18 protein-coding genes are annotated in these 17,958 nt (G+C 60.7%); 6 read left to right on the plus strand and 12 right to left on the minus strand.

What is annotated here, in order from left to right:
* Positions 1-48: 48 nt before the first annotated feature.
* Both ACSPX5_RS03055 and ACSPX5_RS03060 read left to right on the plus strand, forming a co-directional pair.
* Positions 49-261, plus strand: a complete 213-nt coding sequence (locus ACSPX5_RS03055; RefSeq protein ID WP_085611511.1) for a type II toxin-antitoxin system HicA family toxin — start codon at positions 49-51, stop codon at positions 259-261.
* Positions 261-665 carry a type II toxin-antitoxin system HicB family antitoxin gene (locus ACSPX5_RS03060; protein WP_011333093.1) on the plus strand — a complete coding sequence of 135 codons (405 nt, stop codon included), beginning with the start codon at positions 261-263 and terminating at the stop codon, positions 663-665. The genes ACSPX5_RS03055 and ACSPX5_RS03060 overlap by 1 nt, the downstream gene beginning before the upstream one ends.
* Positions 666-713: 48 nt before the next feature.
* Here ACSPX5_RS03060 and ACSPX5_RS03065 read toward each other — a convergent pair whose 3' ends face one another.
* Positions 714-1,901, minus strand: a complete 1,188-nt coding sequence (locus tag ACSPX5_RS03065) for an MFS transporter (RefSeq protein ID WP_169429432.1) — start codon at positions 1,899-1,901, stop codon at positions 714-716.
* Between the two features lie 243 nt (positions 1,902-2,144).
* On the opposite strand from ACSPX5_RS03065, the gene ACSPX5_RS03070 reads away from it, so the two are divergent.
* Positions 2,145-2,765 (plus strand): DUF5666 domain-containing protein, encoded by a 621-nt coding sequence (locus ACSPX5_RS03070; RefSeq protein ID WP_169429433.1) that lies wholly within the window; start codon positions 2,145-2,147, stop codon positions 2,763-2,765.
* A 55-nt stretch (positions 2,766-2,820) separates the two neighbouring features.
* Here the strand turns inward: ACSPX5_RS03070 and ACSPX5_RS03075 are convergent, their stop codons facing one another.
* From ACSPX5_RS03075 to gcl, 8 genes are all read right to left on the minus strand, one after another.
* Positions 2,821-3,819 carry a sulfate ABC transporter substrate-binding protein gene (locus ACSPX5_RS03075; protein ID WP_169429434.1) on the minus strand — a complete coding sequence of 333 codons (999 nt, stop codon included), beginning with the start codon at positions 3,817-3,819 and terminating at the stop codon, positions 2,821-2,823.
* A 105-nt stretch (positions 3,820-3,924) separates the two neighbouring features.
* Positions 3,925-4,749 (minus strand): ion transporter, encoded by an 825-nt coding sequence (locus ACSPX5_RS03080; RefSeq protein WP_064378643.1) that lies wholly within the window; start codon positions 4,747-4,749, stop codon positions 3,925-3,927.
* A gap of 21 nt (positions 4,750-4,770) precedes the next feature.
* Positions 4,771-5,685, minus strand: coding sequence for an urea transporter (locus tag ACSPX5_RS03085; protein WP_439820934.1), 915 nt, complete (start codon positions 5,683-5,685; stop codon positions 4,771-4,773).
* 146 nt (positions 5,686-5,831) lie between these two features.
* Entirely contained in the window at positions 5,832-7,247 is a 1,416-nt protein-coding gene (gene pyk / locus ACSPX5_RS03090) for a pyruvate kinase (protein ID WP_207866278.1), read from the minus strand.
* Positions 7,244-8,518 carry a glycerate kinase type-2 family protein gene (locus ACSPX5_RS03095; protein ID WP_439820935.1) on the minus strand — a complete coding sequence of 425 codons (1,275 nt, stop codon included), beginning with the start codon at positions 8,516-8,518 and terminating at the stop codon, positions 7,244-7,246. The genes pyk and ACSPX5_RS03095 overlap by 4 nt, the downstream gene beginning before the upstream one ends.
* Positions 8,519-8,673: 155 nt before the next feature.
* Positions 8,674-9,567: a 2-hydroxy-3-oxopropionate reductase gene (locus tag ACSPX5_RS03100; RefSeq protein WP_085605836.1), complete on the minus strand. Its 894-nt coding sequence runs from the start codon at positions 9,565-9,567 to the stop codon at positions 8,674-8,676.
* A 159-nt stretch (positions 9,568-9,726) separates the two neighbouring features.
* Positions 9,727-10,509, minus strand: a complete 783-nt coding sequence (hyi, locus tag ACSPX5_RS03105; RefSeq protein ID WP_011333102.1) for a hydroxypyruvate isomerase — start codon at positions 10,507-10,509, stop codon at positions 9,727-9,729.
* Between the two features lie 178 nt (positions 10,510-10,687).
* A complete protein-coding gene (gene gcl, locus ACSPX5_RS03110) occupies positions 10,688-12,463 on the minus strand; it encodes a glyoxylate carboligase (protein WP_169429439.1) in 1,776 nt (591 codons plus the stop codon).
* Between the two features lie 268 nt (positions 12,464-12,731).
* Between gcl and ACSPX5_RS03115 the strand changes: the two genes are divergently transcribed.
* Both ACSPX5_RS03115 and ACSPX5_RS03120 read left to right on the plus strand, forming a co-directional pair.
* Positions 12,732-13,172 carry a GlcG/HbpS family heme-binding protein gene (locus ACSPX5_RS03115; protein ID WP_169429440.1) on the plus strand — a complete coding sequence of 147 codons (441 nt, stop codon included), beginning with the start codon at positions 12,732-12,734 and terminating at the stop codon, positions 13,170-13,172.
* A gap of 199 nt (positions 13,173-13,371) precedes the next feature.
* Positions 13,372-13,830 (plus strand): REP-associated tyrosine transposase, encoded by a 459-nt coding sequence (locus ACSPX5_RS03120; protein WP_439821999.1) that lies wholly within the window; start codon positions 13,372-13,374, stop codon positions 13,828-13,830.
* A gap of 113 nt (positions 13,831-13,943) precedes the next feature.
* On the opposite strand, the gene ACSPX5_RS03125 is transcribed toward ACSPX5_RS03120, so the two are convergent.
* The gene (locus ACSPX5_RS03125) at positions 13,944-14,549 is read right to left on the minus strand and encodes a TetR/AcrR family transcriptional regulator (protein ID WP_169429442.1); all 606 of its coding nucleotides are present in this window, start codon (positions 14,547-14,549) and stop codon (positions 13,944-13,946) included.
* Positions 14,550-14,683: 134 nt separating this feature from the next.
* On the opposite strand from ACSPX5_RS03125, the gene ACSPX5_RS03130 reads away from it, so the two are divergent.
* Positions 14,684-15,598: a DUF808 domain-containing protein gene (locus ACSPX5_RS03130; protein ID WP_207866270.1), complete on the plus strand. Its 915-nt coding sequence runs from the start codon at positions 14,684-14,686 to the stop codon at positions 15,596-15,598.
* Between the two features lie 64 nt (positions 15,599-15,662).
* Here ACSPX5_RS03130 and ACSPX5_RS03135 read toward each other — a convergent pair whose 3' ends face one another.
* Together ACSPX5_RS03135 and ACSPX5_RS03140 are read right to left on the minus strand one after the other, a co-directional pair.
* Positions 15,663-16,451, minus strand: coding sequence for an MlaA family lipoprotein (locus ACSPX5_RS03135; protein ID WP_169429444.1), 789 nt, complete (start codon positions 16,449-16,451; stop codon positions 15,663-15,665).
* Positions 16,444-17,742: a serine/threonine protein kinase gene (locus tag ACSPX5_RS03140; protein ID WP_207866268.1), complete on the minus strand. Its 1,299-nt coding sequence runs from the start codon at positions 17,740-17,742 to the stop codon at positions 16,444-16,446. The genes ACSPX5_RS03135 and ACSPX5_RS03140 overlap by 8 nt, the downstream gene beginning before the upstream one ends.
* Between the last annotated feature and the right edge of the window lie 216 nt (positions 17,743-17,958).

The raw sequence follows: 17,958 nt of genomic DNA on the forward strand, positions 1-17,958 counted from the left end.
AGATAACTCTAGGGTTACTTTTGTTAAACCGAAGCAAGGAGGCGGTTGGTGCAGAGCAGGCTATTGATCAAGGAGCTGGAGGAGGCAGGCTGGACGCTGGACCGGATAACCGGCAGCCACCACATCTTCACGCACCGTTACAACCCATACACGATTCCCGTCCCTCATCCGAAAAAGGATTTACCGGTCGGGACGGTCAAGAGCATCAGGAGGCGTGCCGGGTTGTACAACCCGCCAGCCAGTTACAGAGGAGATCCGTAATGCAATACCCAATCTGCATCGAATGGGGTGACGAGAACACCGCCATCGGTATTCAGATCCCCGATATTCCCGGCGCGATTACTGCCGGAGATACGTTTGAGGATGCCTACAACGCAGCCGTCGAGATTGCCCACATCATGCTGCAGGAAATCGCGGCGGATGGTGATTCGATTCCGATGCCGACCTCGGCGGCGACCCATCGCAACAATCCGGAATTTGCCGACATGGGCTGGGGCATGCTCGAGCTGGACATCTCGCCGTACATGGGCAAGACCGAAAAGGTCAACGTGACGTTGCCCGGCTATGTCATCCAGCGGATTGACCGCTACGTGCGTGAACACAACGTCAAAAGCCGCTCTTCCTTTCTGGCAGATGCCGCCATGGAAAAACTGGTTCGGCATTGAGCATCAGGCACTGTCGGATCAGTGATCCGACAGTGCTTTTTTCAGATTTCAGGCAGTCGCCAAAGCAGCCTTTTGCGAAACACTCAAAAACCGCACCAGCGCCAGCAGCGGGAAGGCGCTGCCGACAATCACGATCCACAACCAGCCGCCATGTTCGTACACCGCACTGGCCACCGACGAGCCGAAGGCGCCACCGACAAAGATGCTGGTCATGTACAGCGCGTTGAGGCGGCCGCGGCTTTTGGCGTCGAGGGAGTAGACCGCGCGCTGGCCGAGCACCATGTTCATCTGCACGCAGAAGTCGAGCACCACGCCGGTCACGGCCAGGCCGATCACGCTGTAGGCCGGGTGGATGAAGGCCGGCAGGAAGCTCAGGCTGGCGAACAGCATGGCCAGCAGCGAGGCGATGCGGGTGTGGCCGGCGTCGGCCAGGCGTCCGCTGATCGGGGCGGCGATGGCACCGATGGCACCGACCAGGGCGAAGATCGCGATTTCACTCTGGGACAGGCCATGGTTGCGCGCCAGTTCCAGCGGCACGGCGGTCCAGAACAGGCTGAAGGTGGCGAACATGCAGGCCTGGTAGAACGCCCGCTGACGCAGCACCGGTTGCTGGCGCAGCAGCGTCCACAGCGAGCCGATCAACTGGCCGTAGGAAGCACTGTGATCAGGTTGGCGCTTGGGCACGGTCAGGGCCAGCACGATGCTGATCGCCGCCATCAACCCCGCCGCGATCATGAACATCGCCCGCCAGCCGAGATGGTCGGCGACCACGCTCGACACTGGCCGCGCCAGCAGAATCCCCAGCAGCAGACCGCCCATGATCCCGCCGACCACCCGGCCACGGGATTCCTCGGGCGCCAGATGCGCGGCCAGCGGAATCAGGATCTGCACCGATACCGAGCTGAAGCCCACCAGCAGCGAAATCAGCAGGAACACATTGGGCTGATCGGTAAACGCCGCGCCGAGCAGGCTGGCAATCGCCACCACGGTAGTGATGATCATCAGGCGGCGGTTTTCCAGCAGGTCCGCCAGCGGCACCAGGAAGAACAGGCCCAGCGCATAGCCGATCTGGGTCAGCGACACGATGAAGCTGGCCATGGTGTCGGTCAGGCCGATGTCCGGCGCAATCAGGCCGATGATTGGCTGGGCGTAGTAGATGTTGGCAACGATGGCGCCGCAGCAGAAAGCGAACAGCAGCACCATGCCTCGGGTCATTGCGTGAGTTGTGGCGGTCATAGGGTTTCTCGATCCAGCGAAAAGGAATGCGGTGAGGCTAAGGGACGAACCGGACCGGCGGTAGAAGCCTTGGATCGATATCAGTCATTCCGTTGCGGAATAGATGGCAGCCGGTGAAGTGTCGTCCATCGGCGAACCTTGCGTCCGACCGGGGAGGGCCGATGATACATTCACTTACATCTTGTTCGATAGCGTGCTTATGTTGTCATTGGATTTCCACCTGCAAACAACCGGAGGATTGCGATGTTTCGACAGCTGCTTCGCCACACCACGACTCTTGTAATGATCGGCGTACTGGGTGCCGGCAGCGTCTACGCCGGCGAAGCTCCGGGCATGCGCATGGGCGTGCGCGGCGAAATCACCGGGGTCAGCCCCGACTCGCTCAAGGTTCACGTCAACAGCGGTGAAAACGTGGTCGTCCAGTTGACCCCGGACACCAAAGTCCGCGCCGTCACCCTGGCCAACATCGAAGACATCAAGCCCGGTAGCTACATCGGTTCAGCCGCCATTCCCCAGGAAGATGGCACGCTCAAGGCGCTGGAGGTTCACGTGTTCCCGCCGGAACTGGCCGGCAGCGGCGACGGTCATCGGCCGTTCGACCTGGCCAAGGGCAGCAGCATGACCAACGGCAGCGTCGGCGATCTGGTGGTGAGCAACGGCCGGGTGCTGACCGTCAATTACAAGGGCGGCCAGCAGAAGATCCTGGTGCCGGAGGACGTGCCGATCGTCAACCTGACGCCCGGCGATCGCAGCCTGCTCAAGGTTGGCGTGAAGATCGTCACCTTCGTGACCCAGAGCGCGGACGGCACGCTGACCGCGCAATCGATCTCGGCGGGCAAGGATGGCGTCAAGCCGCCCATGTAGCCGCTCACAAAAAAGGCGACCTCTTGAGGTCGCCTTTTTCATTTCAGCTCACGCCTTACTGGCCATTGTAGATCTGGTCGAAGATCCCGCCGTCATTGAAGTGGGTCTTCTGCACGGTCCGCCAGTCGCCGAAGGTTTTCTCGACCGACAGGAAGTCGACTTTCGGGAAGCGGTCGGTGTACTTGGCCAGTACCGCCGGGTCACGTGGACGCAGGTAGTTGGCGGCGGCGATTTCCTGACCTTCCGGCGACCACAGATACTTCAGGTATTCCTCGGCCGCGGCACGGGAGCCTTTCTTCTCGACCACTTTGTCGACCACCGACACTGGTGGCTCGGCTTCGGCGGAGACGCTCGGGTAGATGACTTCGAACTGGTCGCGGCCGAACTCGCGGGCGATCATTTCGGCTTCGTTCTCGAAGGTCACCAGCACGTCGCCGATCTGGTTGGTCATGAAGGTGGTGGTGGCGGCACGGCCACCGGTATCGAGCACCGGCGCTTGCTTGAACAGTTTGCCGACGAAGGCCTTGGCCTTGTTTTCATCACCGCCATTCTTCAGCACATAGCCCCAGGCCGACAGGTAGGTATAGCGGCCGTTGCCCGAGGTTTTCGGGTTCGGCACGATCACTTGCACGCCGTCCTTGAGCAGATCCGGCCAGTCTTTCAGGGCTTTCGGGTTGCCTTTGCGCACGATGAACACGGTGGCCGAGGTGAATGGCGCACTGTTGTTCGGCAGACGGGTGACCCAATCCTTCGGTACCAGTTGGCCGTTGTCCGCCAGAGCGTTGATGTCGGTGGCCATGTTCATGGTGATGACGTCAGCCGGCAGGCCGTCGATCACCGAGCGCGCCTGTTTGCTCGAACCGCCGAAAGACATTTGCACCGTGATGTTTTCGTTGTGTTCGGCCTGCCAGTGTTTCTGGAACGCAGTGTTGTAGTCCTTGTAGAAATCGCGCATCACGTCGTAGGAAACGTTAAGCAGGGTCGGTGCGGCCTGAGCCACGCTGCCGAAGGCAAGACCAGCGGCGAGAAGTGAGGCGCCAAAGAGTTTTTTCACTGCGCATTCCTTGTTCTGTAGGGGTGTTTTTTACAAAGATGAGGCCATTTGCCAGCGACTATAGCGGGGCACGCATAGTCGCTTAAAGATTAAAAAGAACTTTGCTTATTCCATTTTCTTAAATAACGGGTTGCCGCATCGCGAACAGAAAGCGGCGCTGCTTTCATGGCTCTTTTTCTGGCAAACCGGGCAGTCGTGTTGCAACTGTTCACCACGCATCGCATTGGCCAGTTCAGCGGTGAAGATCCCGGTGGGCACCGCGATGATCGAGTAACCGGTGATCATCACCAGCGACGAAATCACCTGGCCCAACGGCGTCTTCGGCACGATGTCGCCGAAGCCGACGGTAGTCAGGGTCACGATAGCCCAATAGATGCCCTTGGGAATGCTGGTGAATCCGTGTTCCGGGCCTTCGATCACGTACATCAACGTGCCGAAGACCGTTACGAGTGTGCAGACGCTCACCAGAAACACCACGATCTTCTGCTTGCTGCCGCGCAGCGCCGACATCAGGTAGTTGGCTTGCTTGAGGTAGGGACTGAGTTTGAGGACGCGGAAAATCCGTAGCATCCGGATGATCCGGATAATCAGCAGGTACTGCGCATCGCTGTAGTACAGCGCCAGGATACCCGGCACGATCGCCAGCAGATCCACCAGTCCATAAAAGCTGAAGGCATAGCGCAGCGGTTTGGGCGAGCAGTACAGGCGCAGAATGTACTCGCCGGCAAAGATGATGGTGAACCCCCACTCGATATACGCCAGCACATCGGCGTAATTGCGGTGAACGCTGTCGATGCTGTCGAGCATCACGATCACCAGGCTGGCCAGAATGATCAGCAGCAGAATGCCGTCGAAACGTCGCCCGGCGGGGGTGTCGCTCTGGAAAATCATGACGTAAAGCTGTTCACGCCAGTGCTTGTTACTGTCCATGGATCACGCCTGAATCAAAGATCAGCGCAGCCTAGGTTGATTCTCCCCGTCAGCGCAAGGCGCCGCGTTCAACTCGGGTTGGTGCATCAGGCGAATGCCGCCGCGCAGCAGCCAGCAAGCGAGAATGAACGGCGCCGTGAGGGTCGCCAGCCCCAAGGCACTGAACAGCGGTGTCAGCAGCAGCGCCAGGCCGATGCCGAACAGCGGCAGCCACGGTTGTTGGCGCCGGGCGCTGAAGGCGAGGGCGGCGAGGACGGCGTTATAACCGCCCAGACCCAGCAGCGCGACCTGGCTGTCGTGTTGCGACAGGCTGGAACCCAGGCCAATCGCCGAAGCCAGCAGCGCCCAGGCAAAGGCCCGGCGATCGGCGATCAGTAAACCGGCGGCGATCAATCCACCGGCCAATGGATGGTTGAGAAACATCACCTGACCGAAGCCTTTCAGGGCGGCACCGAGCAGGTTCACGGTGTTCAGCTCAAGCGCCGGAGCAGGCGTCGAAGCTTCGGCGAAACACAGGAACACCCAGCTCAGCAACACAAAAGGCGCGGTGTAGGCGGGCAGGTACTCGGTGAGGCGTGCGCGTTTGAGCCACTGCTGCGTGATCATCGCGCTCAGACCACCGGCCGCCAGAATCAGCGGCGGCAGCATCGGCGACCAGGGGAAATACAGGCTCAGCAACAGACCGACCAGCACGCCGTTGTAGCTGAACAGTCCGGCCTGGCGATCCGCCTTGGCGTAGTTGCGCCGTTGCGCGGTGAGCAATCCGGCGACCGCGCCCAGCAGCGCGCCGGCGAACAGCACCGGCGCGGTGAATAAAATGGCCAAAAGGCACAGCAGGCCACACAGCGGATGACGCTGGAGGAAGATTTGACTGAAGCCGTTGAGCAAAGCCTCGGCCCAGTCGGGGCAGTGGGTGTTGAAATGATTGGCAGGCATGGCAGTTCTGAAAGTCAGTGAAACCGAGTTGACTTCTTCGCCAGCAGGCTGGCTCCCACATTGAATCTTTGTTCAGTCATTGAGTTTGTGATGCACACAAATCAACTGTGGGAGCGAGCCTGCTCGCGAAGAGGCCGGTACAGGCGCTAAATCAACGTTTCGATACGCAGCGAGTTAGTCGATCCAGGCTGCCCGAACGGCACCCCCGCAGTGATCAGCAGCGTGTCGCCACGCTCGGCCATGCCTTGCGCCTGGGCGATTTCCAGCGCGGTCGAACACACCTCATCGACCTGGCGCAGGCGATCATTGACCACCGAATGAATGCCCCACGCCACGCTCAAGCGGCGTGCGGTCTGCAGGTTCGGCGTCAGGTTGAGGATCGGCGCTTTCGGCCGCTCCCGCGCCGCACGCAGACTCGATGCACCGGACTCGCTGTAGTTGACCAGCACCGCCACCGGCAACACGTTGCTGATCCGACGTATTGCACAGCTGATTGCATCGGACACGGTCGCTTCGGCTTTCGGCCGGCTGACGTCGAGTTGGGTCTGGTAGTCCGGACCGTTCTCCACCTGGCGGATGATCTTGCTCATCATCTGCACGGCTTCCAGCGGGTACTCGCCGGACGCGGTTTCGGCTGACAGCATCACCGCGTCGGCACCTTCGGCCACGGCGTTGGCCACGTCGGTGACTTCGGCGCGGGTCGGCGCCGGGGAGAAACGCATCGACTCGAGCATCTGCGTCGCCACCACCACCGGTTTGCCGAGCTGGCGGCAGGTGGTGATGATGTTTTTCTGGATCTGCGGCACGCTCTCGGCCGGCACTTCCACGCCCAGGTCACCGCGAGCCACCATGATCGCGTCGCTCAGTTCGGCGATCTCGCGCAGTTGCTCGACGGCCGACGGCTTCTCGATTTTCGCCATCAGGAACGCCTTGTCGCCGATCAGCTCGCGGGCCTCGCGGATGTCTTGCGGACGCTGCACGAACGACAGCGCGACCCAGTCCACACCCAGTTCCAGTCCGAAGCTCAGGTCGCGGCGATCCTTGGTGGTCAGCGGGCTCAGATCGAGCACCGCTTGCGGCACGTTCACACCTTTGCGATCCGACAGCTCGCCGCCATTGAGCACGGTGGTGTCGATCGCATCGGAGTATTTGGTGACGACGCGCAGTCGCAGTTTGCCGTCATCGAGCAGCAGATCCATCCCGGCTTCAAGCGCCGCGATGATCTCCGGGTGCGGCAGGTTCACCCGGCGTTCGTCGCCCGGTGTCGCGTCCAGATCAAGGCGGAAGGCCTGACCGCGATGTAACTGAACCTTGCCGTCAGCGAACTTGCCGACCCGCAGTTTCGGCCCTTGCAGGTCCATCAGGATCCCGAGCGGATAGTTGAGCTGGCGCTCGACTTCGCGGATCCACTGATAGCGCTTGGCGTGGTCGGCGTGATCGCCGTGGCTGAAGTTGAGGCGGAAGATATTGACCCCGGCCTCGACCAGCTCGCGGATGTCTTCGATGCCGTCGACGGCAGGCCCGAGGGTGGCGAGGATTTTGACCTTTTTATCAGGCGTCATGATTTAGAGCTCTCGAGGATCAGGATGGCGCGGAAGTCGTTGACGTTGGTGCGGGTCGGCTCGGTGACGATCAGCGCATCGAGCGCCGCGAAGTAGCCGTAACCGTTGTTGTTATCCAGCTCGTCGCTGGCGCTCAGGCCCAGGGCGGTGGCGCGGCCGTAGCTGTCCGGGGTCATGATCGCGCCGGCGTTGTCTTCCGAGCCGTCGATGCCGTCGGTGTCACCGGCCAGGGCGTAGACGCCGGGCTGGCCCTTGAGGTTGTCGGTGAGGCTGAGGAGGAATTCGGCGTTGCGGCCGCCACGGCCATTGCCGCGCACGGTCACGGTGGTTTCGCCACCGGAGAGAATCACGCACGGCGCCGCCAGCGGCTGGCCGTGATGAATGATCTGGCGCGCGATGCCGGCGTGGACTTTCGCCACTTCGCGGGATTCGCCTTCCAGGTCGCCGAGGATCAGCGTGCTGAAACCGGCCTGACGGCATTTCACCGCCGCCGCATCCAGCGATTGCTGAGGACGGGCGATCAACTGGAAGTGACTGCGGGCCAGGCTCGGATCGCCGGGTTTGACGGTTTCCGATTCCGGGCTTTGCAGCCAGGTGCGCACCGATGCCGGAATCTCGATGCCGTAGCGCTTGATGATCGCCAGCGCTTCGGCGCTGGTGCTCGGGTCGGCCACGGTCGGGCCGGAGGCGATGACCGTGGCGAGATCGCCCGGCACATCGGAAATCGCGTAGGTATAAACAGTGGCGGGCCAGCAGGCCTTGCCCAAGCGTCCGCCCTTGATCGCCGAAAGGTGCTTGCGCACGCAGTTCATCTCGCCGATGGTCGCGCCGGATTTGAGCAGGGCTTTGTTGATCGACTGTTTGTCGGCCAAGGTGATGCCTTCGGCCGGCAGCGCCAGCAGGGCAGAACCGCCGCCGGACAACAGGAAAATCACGCGGTCTTCTTCGGTCAGGTTGCTGACCAGTTCCAGCACGCGTTTGGCCACGGCCAGACCGGCAGAGTCCGGCACCGGGTGCGCGGCTTCGACCACTTCGATTTTTTCGCACGGGGCGCCGTGACCGTAGCGGGTCACCACAAGGCCCGAGACTTCACCTTCCCAGCAGCGCTCGACCACTTGCGCCATGGCGGCGGCAGCCTTGCCGGCGCCGATGACGATCACGCGACCTGTGCGATCGGCCGGCAGATGCGCTTCGAGGACCTGGTTCGGATGGGCCGCGTCGATGGCTGTGGCAAACAGCTCGCGCAGCAGTTGTTGCGGATCGACCGACATGGCGGGCTCCCGGAATTCTTGTTATTGGAAGGGCAACTCAGATCCATTGTGGGAGCGGGCTTGCTCGCGAATGCGGTGGGTCAGTCAATCTCCATGTCGACTGACACGCCCTCTTCGCGAGCAAGCCCGCTCCCACACGGAAAGCGACGCAGGGTTTACTTCTTGTCGCGAATCGAGAAGTTGGCCATGTGTTCCAGGCCCTTGATCAGCGCCGAGTGGTCCCAGTTGCTGCCACCGATGGCCGCGCAGGTGCTGAACACTTGCTGGGCGTTGGCGGTGTTCGGCAGGTTGATGTTCAGCTCCTTGGCGCCTTGCAGGGCCAGGTTCAGGTCCTTCTGGTGCAGGCTGATGCGGAAGCCCGGATCGAAGGTGCCCTTGATCATGCGCTCGCCGTGCACTTCGAGGATCTTCGAGGACGCGAAACCGCCCATCAGCGCTTCACGTACCTTGGCTGGATCGGCACCGTTTTTCGACGCGAACAGCAGGGCTTCGGCCACGGCCTGAATGTTCAGGGCAACGATGATCTGGTTCGCCACCTTGGCGGTCTGACCGTCGCCATTGCCGCCGACCAGGGTGATGTTCTTGCCCATGGCCTGGAACAGCGGCAGTGCGCGTTCGAAGGCATCGGCGTCGCCACCGACCATGATGCTCAGGGTCGCAGCCTTGGCACCGACTTCACCACCGGACACCGGAGCGTCGAGGTATTGCGCGCCTTTCTCGTTGATCTTCGCCGCGAAAGCCTTGGTGGCGGTCGGCGAGATCGAGCTCATGTCGATCACGACCTTGCCCTTGCCGATACCGGCAGCCACGCCGTCGGCGCGGAACAGCACGTCTTCGACCTGCGGGGTATCCGGGACCATGACGATGATGAATTCAGCTTCCTGCGCCACTTCGCGTGGGTTGGCCAGAGCGACGGCGCCAGCGGCGACCAGGTCGGCAGGTGCAGCATCGTGGTGCGCCGACAGGAACAGGCTGTGACCGGCTTTCTGCAGGTTCGCCGCCATTGGGTGGCCCATGATGCCGGTGCCGATGAATCCGATTTTAGCCATGAGAAATTCCTCTTGTTTTTGTCTTGCTCAAGCAAATAGGGGGTGTTGCTTTGGGTGGGAGCGGGCTTGCTCGCGAATGCGGTTCAACATTCAACATCTTCGGTGACTGACACACCGTCTTCGCGAGCAAGCCCGCTCCCACAGGGTTTTGCATTGTTCTTAAATCGCGTTGTGGGTCTTCAGCCAGCCGAGGCCCGCTTCAGTGGTGGTCAGCGGTTTGTACTCGCAGCCGACCCAGCCCTGATAACCGATGCGATCAAGGTGTTCGAACAGGAAGCGGTAGTTGATCTCGCCAGTGCCCGGCTCGTTGCGGCCCGGGTTGTCGGCCAGCTGCACATGGTTGATCTCGGCCAGGTGCGATTGCAGGGTGCGGGCCAGATCGCCTTCCATGATTTGCATGTGATAGATGTCGTATTGCAGGAACAGATTGGCGCTGCCGACCTGCTCGCGAATCGACAGGGCCTGCGCCGTGTTGTTCAGGTAGAAACCCGGGATGTCGCGGGTGTTGATCGCTTCCATCACCAGTTTGATGCCGACGGCTTGCAGCTTGTCGGCGGCGTACTTGAGGTTGGCGACGAAGGTCTTTTCAACGGTGGCATCGTCCACGCCCTGCGGACGAATACCGGCCAGGCAGTTGACCTGGGTGTTGCCCAAAACCTGTGCGTAAGCGATGGCCAGATCGACCCCGGCGCGGAACTCTTCCACCCGGTCCGGCAGGCACGCGATACCGCGCTCGCCCTTGGCCCAGTCACCGGCCGGCAGGTTGAACAGCACTTGGGTCAGACCGTTGGCGTCGAGTCTGGCCTTGATTTCGGCGGAGCTGAAATCGTACGGGAACAGGTACTCGACACCGCTGAAGCCAGCCTTGGCGGCGGCGTCGAAACGGGCAAGGAAATCCTGTTCGGTGAACAGCATGGACAGGTTGGCTGCGAAGCGCGGCATGGTGGTCTCCTAAAATGGTTTTGACGCGGGTGGTCAGACTAAACGCGATCAAGTCCCCTCTCCTGGGGGAGAGGGTTAGGGTGAGGGGGAATCTTGAGTCTGATCCCGATTTTGCGAACACCGCAAAACCTTTCCCTCACCCCAGCCCTCTCCCGGAGGGAGAGGGAGCCGGTTACGTTCAATCGAGCAACGAAATCGCCGTTGGCGCATCGTTGCCGACCAGCGCCAGGTCTTCGAATTCGTTGACGGCGTTGATCTCGGTCCCCATGGAGATGTTGGTCACACGCTCCAGAATGATCTCGACGATCACCGGCACCTTGAACTCTTCGATCAGCTCTTCGGCCTTGCGCAGGGCAGGGGCGATGTCAGCCGGTTCGAACACACGCAGTGCCTTGCAGCCCAGGCCTTCGGCGACGGCGACGTGATCGACACCGTAACCGTTGAGTTCCGGTGCGTTGAGGTTATCGAAGGACAGCTGCACGCAGTAGTCCATTTCGAACCCGCGCTGGGCCTGACGGATCAGCCCCAGGTACGAGTTGTTCACCACGACGTGGATGTACGGCAGTTTGAACTGAGCGCCGACCGCCAGTTCTTCGATCATGAACTGGAAGTCATAGTCCCCCGACAGGGCCACGACTTTACGGTTCGGATCGGCCTTCACCACGCCCAGCGCTGCCGGAATGGTCCAGCCCAACGGGCCTGCCTGGCCGCAGTTGATCCAGTGACGCGGCTTGTAGACGTGCAGGAACTGCGCGCCGGCAATCTGCGACAGACCAATGGTGCTGACGTAGCAGGTGTCCTTGCCGAACACCTGGTTCATTTCTTCGTAAACGCGCTGCGGCTTGACCGGCACGTTGTCGAAGTGGGTCTTGCGTTGCAGGCTGGACTTGCGCTGCTGGCAGTCCTGCAGCCAGGCACTGCGGTTTTTTAGTTTGCCGGCGGCTTGCCATTCACGGGCGACCTCGATGAACACGGTCAGCGCGGCGGCAGCGTCGGAAACGATGCCCAGGTCCGGAGTGAACACGCGGCCGATCTGGGTGCCTTCGATGTCGACGTGAATGAACTTGCGACCTTCGGTGTAAACATCGACCGAACCGGTGTGACGGTTGGCCCAACGGTTACCGATGCCCAGCACCACGTCGGATTTCAGCATCGTGGCGTTGCCGTAACGGTGCGAAGTCTGCAGACCGACCATGCCGACCATCAGCGGGTGATCGTCCGGAATCGTGCCCCAGCCCATCAGGGTCGGGATGACCGGGATGCCGGTCAGCTCGGCGAACTCGACCAGCAGATCGCTGGCGTCGGCGTTAATGATGCCGCCACCGGCCACCAGCAATGGACGCTCGGCCTGATCGAGCAGTGCCAGGGCCTTTTCAACCTGCACGCGGGTGGCGCTCGGCTTGGCCAGCGGCAGTGGCTGGTAGGCGTCGATGTCGAATTCGATTTCGGCCATCTGTACGTCGAACGGCAGGTCGATCAGCACCGGGCCCGGACGGCCGGAGCGCATTTCATAGAAAGCTTTCTGGAAGGCGTAAGGCACCTGGCCCGGCTCCAGAACGGTGGTTGCCCACTTGGTCACCGGCTTGACGATGCTGGTGATGTCGACGGCCTGGAAGTCTTCCTTGTGCATACGGGCACGGGGTGCTTGCCCGGTGATGCAGAGGATCGGGATCGAGTCCGCGGAGGCGCTGTACAGACCGGTGACCATGTCGGTACCGGCCGGGCCGGAAGTGCCGATGCACACGCCGATGTTGCCGGCCTTGGTGCGGGTGTAGCCCTCGGCCATGTGCGAGGCGCCTTCAACGTGGCGAGCGAGGACGTGATCGATGCCACCGACTTTCTTCAGGGCGGAATACAGCGGGTTGATCGCAGCACCCGGAATGCCAAAAGCGGTATCAACCCCTTCACGGCGCATCACCAGAACGGCGGCTTCGATTGCTCTCATTTTGCTCATGGTTTTGTGCCTCTTTACGTTTTGTAATTGTATACAAGTGGCTTTGCGCAGAGTGTATTCACGGCGGACGGCGCAGGTCAATCCATTTTCTCAAGCGGCTGTTTCATTCGTCGGAAGCCTGTTCTGCTGTGGCTTTTCGTCGCATGAGGCGCTTTTCGAGAATTATTGTATACAAAAAAATAATTCATTGTGTTCTATTTGTGGCATCGGGCTGCGGCACAAACGCGCAGTCCAACGACTTTCCCAATAACAAAATGAGGACGGCACCATGAGCGCTTTAACCTTGAAAGTTGCAGTCAAGCTGGTCAACGAAGCCATCAATGCAGGGCGGGCGATCTCCGCCGCGCCGCTGACCATCGCGGTACTGGATACCGGCGGCCATCTGGTCACCCTGCAACGCGAAGATGGCGCCAGCCTGCTGCGCCCGAACATCGCCATCGGCAAAGCCTGGGGCGCCATCGCCCTGGGCAAGGGCTCACGCCTGCTGGCGCTGGACGCGCAACAACGCCCGGCCTTCATCGCCGCACTCAACAGCATGGGGCAGGGCAGCGTCGTGCCGGCACCGGGTGGTGTGTTGATTCGTGATCAGGCGGGGAGCGTGCTGGGTGCGATCGGCATCAGCGGCGATCTGTCGGACATCGATGAACAGGTGGCAATCAAGGCCGTGGAGGCCCTGGATCTGCGGGCGGATGCGGGGGTGGCTGCGTGATTTTCGGCGTTTGAATTGACGCCATTGCGAGCAGGCCCACGGTTGACCTCATTTGTACTGAAGGAACTCGGTCGAATGTGGGAGCGGGCTTGCTCGCGAAGGCGATTTTCCAGACACATCCAGCTAAAAATCTTGCCTTCAATATTCGATACTCACGGCTAGCCTTTTCATGAAGTCAATCATGAGAAAAGGCAATGGAATGCCGAAACTGTCTGCGTCACATCGACTTAGAGTCGGACGTTTTACCGAACAAAATCGCATCTATCTCCTGACAGCCAATACTCATAAACGCGAACCTGTCTTCAAGGATTACGCCTTGGGAAGACTAGTTGTTCATCAGTTCAGGCATGCACAAGATACGGGGTTTATTGATTCATTGGCTTGGGTCGTCATGCCGGATCACTTCCACTGGCTGGTGCAATTGCAGAAAGGATCACTGGGGCAGTTGATGTGTCAGGTCAAGTCCTTGAGTGCCAGATCAGTTAATTCAGCGACTGGCAGGACGGGTGGCCTGTGGCAACCAAGCTTCCATGATCATTCGCTTCGGCAGGAGGAAAGTCTGGTTAGGTTGGCACGGTACGTCGTAGCCAACCCGTTGCGGGCTGGACTGGTGGAAAAGCTCGGTGACTATCCGCTGTGGGATGCGATCTGGGTCTGACCGTGAGACCGAGTTGCCACATTCGCGAGCAAGCCCGCTCCCACATTTGATTTGTGGTGCTCATAGATCAAATGTGGGAGTGAGCTTGCTCGCGATGCATTCAACGCAGTCTTTCAGTCCGGCTCGCAGCCCTTGAGCACCAACCGGGTGATGGTTTGTGCCGCCGCTTCATAGTCGGCTTCGTCGAGCTTTTCCTTGCCGGTCACGGCGGAGATCTGCCAGTCGAAGTCGGCGTAGGTCTGGGTCGCGGCCCAGATGCTGAACATCAGGTGGTTGGGGTCGATCGGGGCGATCTGGCCGCGGTCGATCCAGGTCTGGATGCAGTTGATGTTGTGCTTGGCCTGGCCATTGAGTTGCTCGACCAGGTCGGCGCTCAGGTGCGGGGCGCCGTGCATGATTTCGCTGGCGAACACCTTGGAGGCAAACGGCAGGTCGCGGGAGATGCGGATCTTCGAGCGGATGTAGCCGCTCAGCACTTCGCTCGGTACGCCGTCCGGGTTGAACGGGGTCGAGGCCTGCAGGATCGGCACGATGATACTTTCCAGTACCTCGCGGTAGAGGTTTTCCTTGGACTTGAAGTAGTAATAGACGTTGGGCTTGGGCAGTCCTGCCTTGGCGGCGATGTCGCTGGTTTTGGTCGCCGCGAAGCCCTTGTCGGCAAACTCTTCACTGGCGGCACGCAGGATCAGTTCTTTGTTGCGCTCGCGGATTGTGCTCATAAACCCGGTGGTTCCTTGCCTGTTCTGGCGGTTGCGCATGGTAGCACCGGCCTCGCGCGACGCTCAACAATGCCCCGTGTGGCCTGCAGTCGCGGTATGCTGCGCGGCATTATTCACATAAGGAAACATGATTCATGGCAGGAAGCAGTTTGCTGGTGCTGATCGACGACATCGCTACCGTTCTGGATGATGTGGCGTTGATGAGCAAAATGGCCGCCAAGAAGACCGCCGGGGTGCTCGGCGATGACCTGGCGCTCAATGCCCAGCAAGTCTCCGGCGTACGCGCCGAGCGGGAAATTCCCGTCGTGTGGGCGGTGGCCAAGGGCTCGTTCGTCAACAAGCTGATCCTGGTACCGTCGGCGCTGGCGATCAGTGCCTTTGTGCCGTGGCTGGTGACGCCGCTGTTGATGGTCGGTGGCGCGTATCTGTGCTTCGAAGGTTTCGAAAAGCTCGCGCACCCGCTGCTGCACGGCAAGGATGAAGATCAGGCCGAGCATGCGCAGTTGACCGCCGCGGTGGCCGATCCTGCGACCGATCTGGTGGCCTACGAGAAGGACAAGATCAAAGGCGCGATCCGCACCGACTTCATCCTTTCGGCGGAAATCATCGCCATCACCCTCGGAACCGTGGCCGAGGCTTCGCTGACCCAGCAAGTGATCGTGATGTCGGGCATCGCGGTCGTCATGACCGTGGGCGTCTATGGCCTGGTGGCCGGGATCGTCAAACTCGATGACCTCGGCCTGTGGCTGACGCAGAAGCCCGGCGCTGCGGCGAAACGCATCGGCAATGCGATCCTGCGGGCCGCGCCTTACATGATGAAAGGCTTGTCGGTGATCGGCACGGCGGCGATGTTCCTGGTCGGCGGCGGCATCCTCACTCACGGCGTACCGCAGGTGCATGACTGGATCGAGAGCGTGGCCGCTGCGGCGGGCAGCGTAGGGTTTGCAGTGCCTGTGTTGCTCAACGGCGTCGCGGGGGTCGTGGCGGGGGCGGTGGTGCTGGCTGTTGTATCGGTCGTCGGGAAGATCTGGAAAGCCCTGAAGGGCTGATGTCTGCTCAATGAAAAAGGCCATTCGATTTGCATCGTATGGCCTTTTTTTGTAACTGCCGGATTTACTCGGCGATCTGCAGTTTGCGCGATTCGGTATACACGTAGCGCACCTTCTCGTACTCGAACGGCGAGTTCATCTGGCCGTATCGGAAATGGGTCTGATAGCGCTTGTCGACTGCCCGCAGCGCCCAGATTTCCGGATGGTTTTCGCTGACTTTCGATACGTTCAGGTAGTTGATCGCCGATTCGGCGGTGTAGTCCACCGCGAGGCCCGCGGTGTCGCGGATGTTCGACGGGCCGAGAATCGGCAGCACGAAGTAGGCGCCGCCCGGTACACCGTAGAAGCCCAGGGTCTGGCCGAAGTCTTCGTTCTGGCGTGGCAGGCCCATGGCGGTGGCCGGATCCCACAGGCCGGCGATGCCGATGGTGGTGTTGAGCAGCAGGCGCGCGGTGGTTTCCATCGAGCGCTTGCCTTTGAACTGCAACAGGCTGTTGACCAGGTTCGGCACGTCGCCAAGGTTGTTGAAAAAGTTGCTCACACCGGAACGCACGAAGCCGGGCGTGACATAACGATAACCATCGACCACCGGCAGGAACACCCATTGGTCGAAGCGGTAGTTGAAGTGGTAGACCCGGCGGTTCCACGATTCCAGCGGGTCATACACATTCAGCGCGTTGAGCGTGGAGCGCTCGAACTCGCGCTGGTCCAGCCCCGGGTTGAACTTGAGTTTGGACAGCGGCTCCTTGAAGCCGTCACTGTCGACCACCACCGGTGCGTTGGCTTTGCTGTTGTCGGCCTGGGCCACGCCTGCACAGAGTAACGCTGCAAACAGCAGGAGATATTTAGCCACGGAAGAACTCCAGCATGGCGTCGCTGTTGACGCGGTAGTTAAGGTTGCCGCAATGGCCGCCCAGTGGGTAAACCGTCAGCCGATCGCCGAAGGTCTTGCGCAGGAAACCGAGGTCGCCGGGGCCGAGGATCACGTCGTCGGCGTTGTGCATCACGGCGATTTTCGGGCTGTCGTGCAGGTAATCCTTGAGGGCGTACAGGCTGACCTGATCGATCAGTTGCAGCAGGCTGCCGCCGTCGGTGCGGGCGCGCCACATCGGGATCACCTGTTCAGTCAGGTAGCAGTCGAAGTCGCATTGCAGCGCACGCTTGAGGAACGGCGTGAGGCTGGTGCCTTCGGTGATCGGGAATTTCGGCGGGGTGATCAGACCGCGACGGTTGATCAGGTCAGAGGTAAAGGCGATGTCGGCGGCCGAGAAACGGAACGAGGTGCCGATCAGCATCGCCATCTGCTCGTTGCTCAGGTGCTGCTTGGACTGCTGGAAGTCATAGAGCAGCGCATCGTTGAGGTCGATGTAGCCCTTTTGCTGGAAGTAGCGGGTCAACTTGGACAGCACCAGTTCATAGAACGTGGTGCTGTTGTTGATGCCCTTGACCTCGGTCTGCACCAGCTTGTCGAGGTTGGTGATCGAGGTGTAGAGGTTGACCGGCGGATTCAGCAGCAGGACTTTCTTGAAGTTGAAACTGCGGCGGGTTTCGTCCAGGTGAGCGACGAACGCAGCGTCCAGCGCACCGAGGCTGTAGCCGCTCAAGTAATAGTCGGTGACCGGCACTTTCGGATTTTGCGCGCGAACGGCCTGCATCACCCGGTACATGTCTTCGGCGTCTTCCTTGGTCACGCCGGGGGTGGCGAAGCGCGAGGCGGCGCTCATGAAGTCGAAACTGGTGGGGGAGGACAGCTGCACCACGTGGTAGCCGGCCTTGTAGTAGAGCTTTTTCAGGTATTCGTTGAGGCTGCTGTCATAACGCGCGCCGGTGCCGGCAATCAGGAAGATCAGCGGGGCAGCCTTGTCCTGGGTGGCGATGCGATAGGTGAGTTTTTTCACTGCCCAGAAATTGTCCGGCAGGATGAACTCGCGTTCCGGGCGCAGGGTGACGCTGCGGTCGGTCTGATTGATGTCGTCGTCCGACGGCAACTCCGGACGCAGGTCCGGCGGCGTGGTGGCGATGGTCGCTTCGAACGGGTTGGTCAGGGGATAGCCATAGCTGGCGGCGTCGATATCCACCGCCAGCGCGGACGCACTCAGAATAAGGCCGCCAAACAGGGCGGCGAAGCGCAAGGATCGGAGCATGAGTGAATCCCTTAAAGGAAGGTGCCGAATGAGGTTCGCAGGCTATGACCACTGGGTTAGCGCCAAAGTGCCATGCCGAGGCACCAAACTGACGGAATTCGGGGTAATAGCAGTCGGACGATACACTTTGCGCGGATCGAATGACCAGTTAAGAGTTGTTAGTTCTTGCACAAGGCTGGCAGGCGATTAAGCTGGCCGCCGATTTCATCGATTGGA

This window comes from Pseudomonas sp. HLG18 (genome assembly GCF_051903985.1).
Lineage (GTDB): Bacteria > Pseudomonadota > Gammaproteobacteria > Pseudomonadales > Pseudomonadaceae > Aquipseudomonas > Aquipseudomonas fluorescens_BT.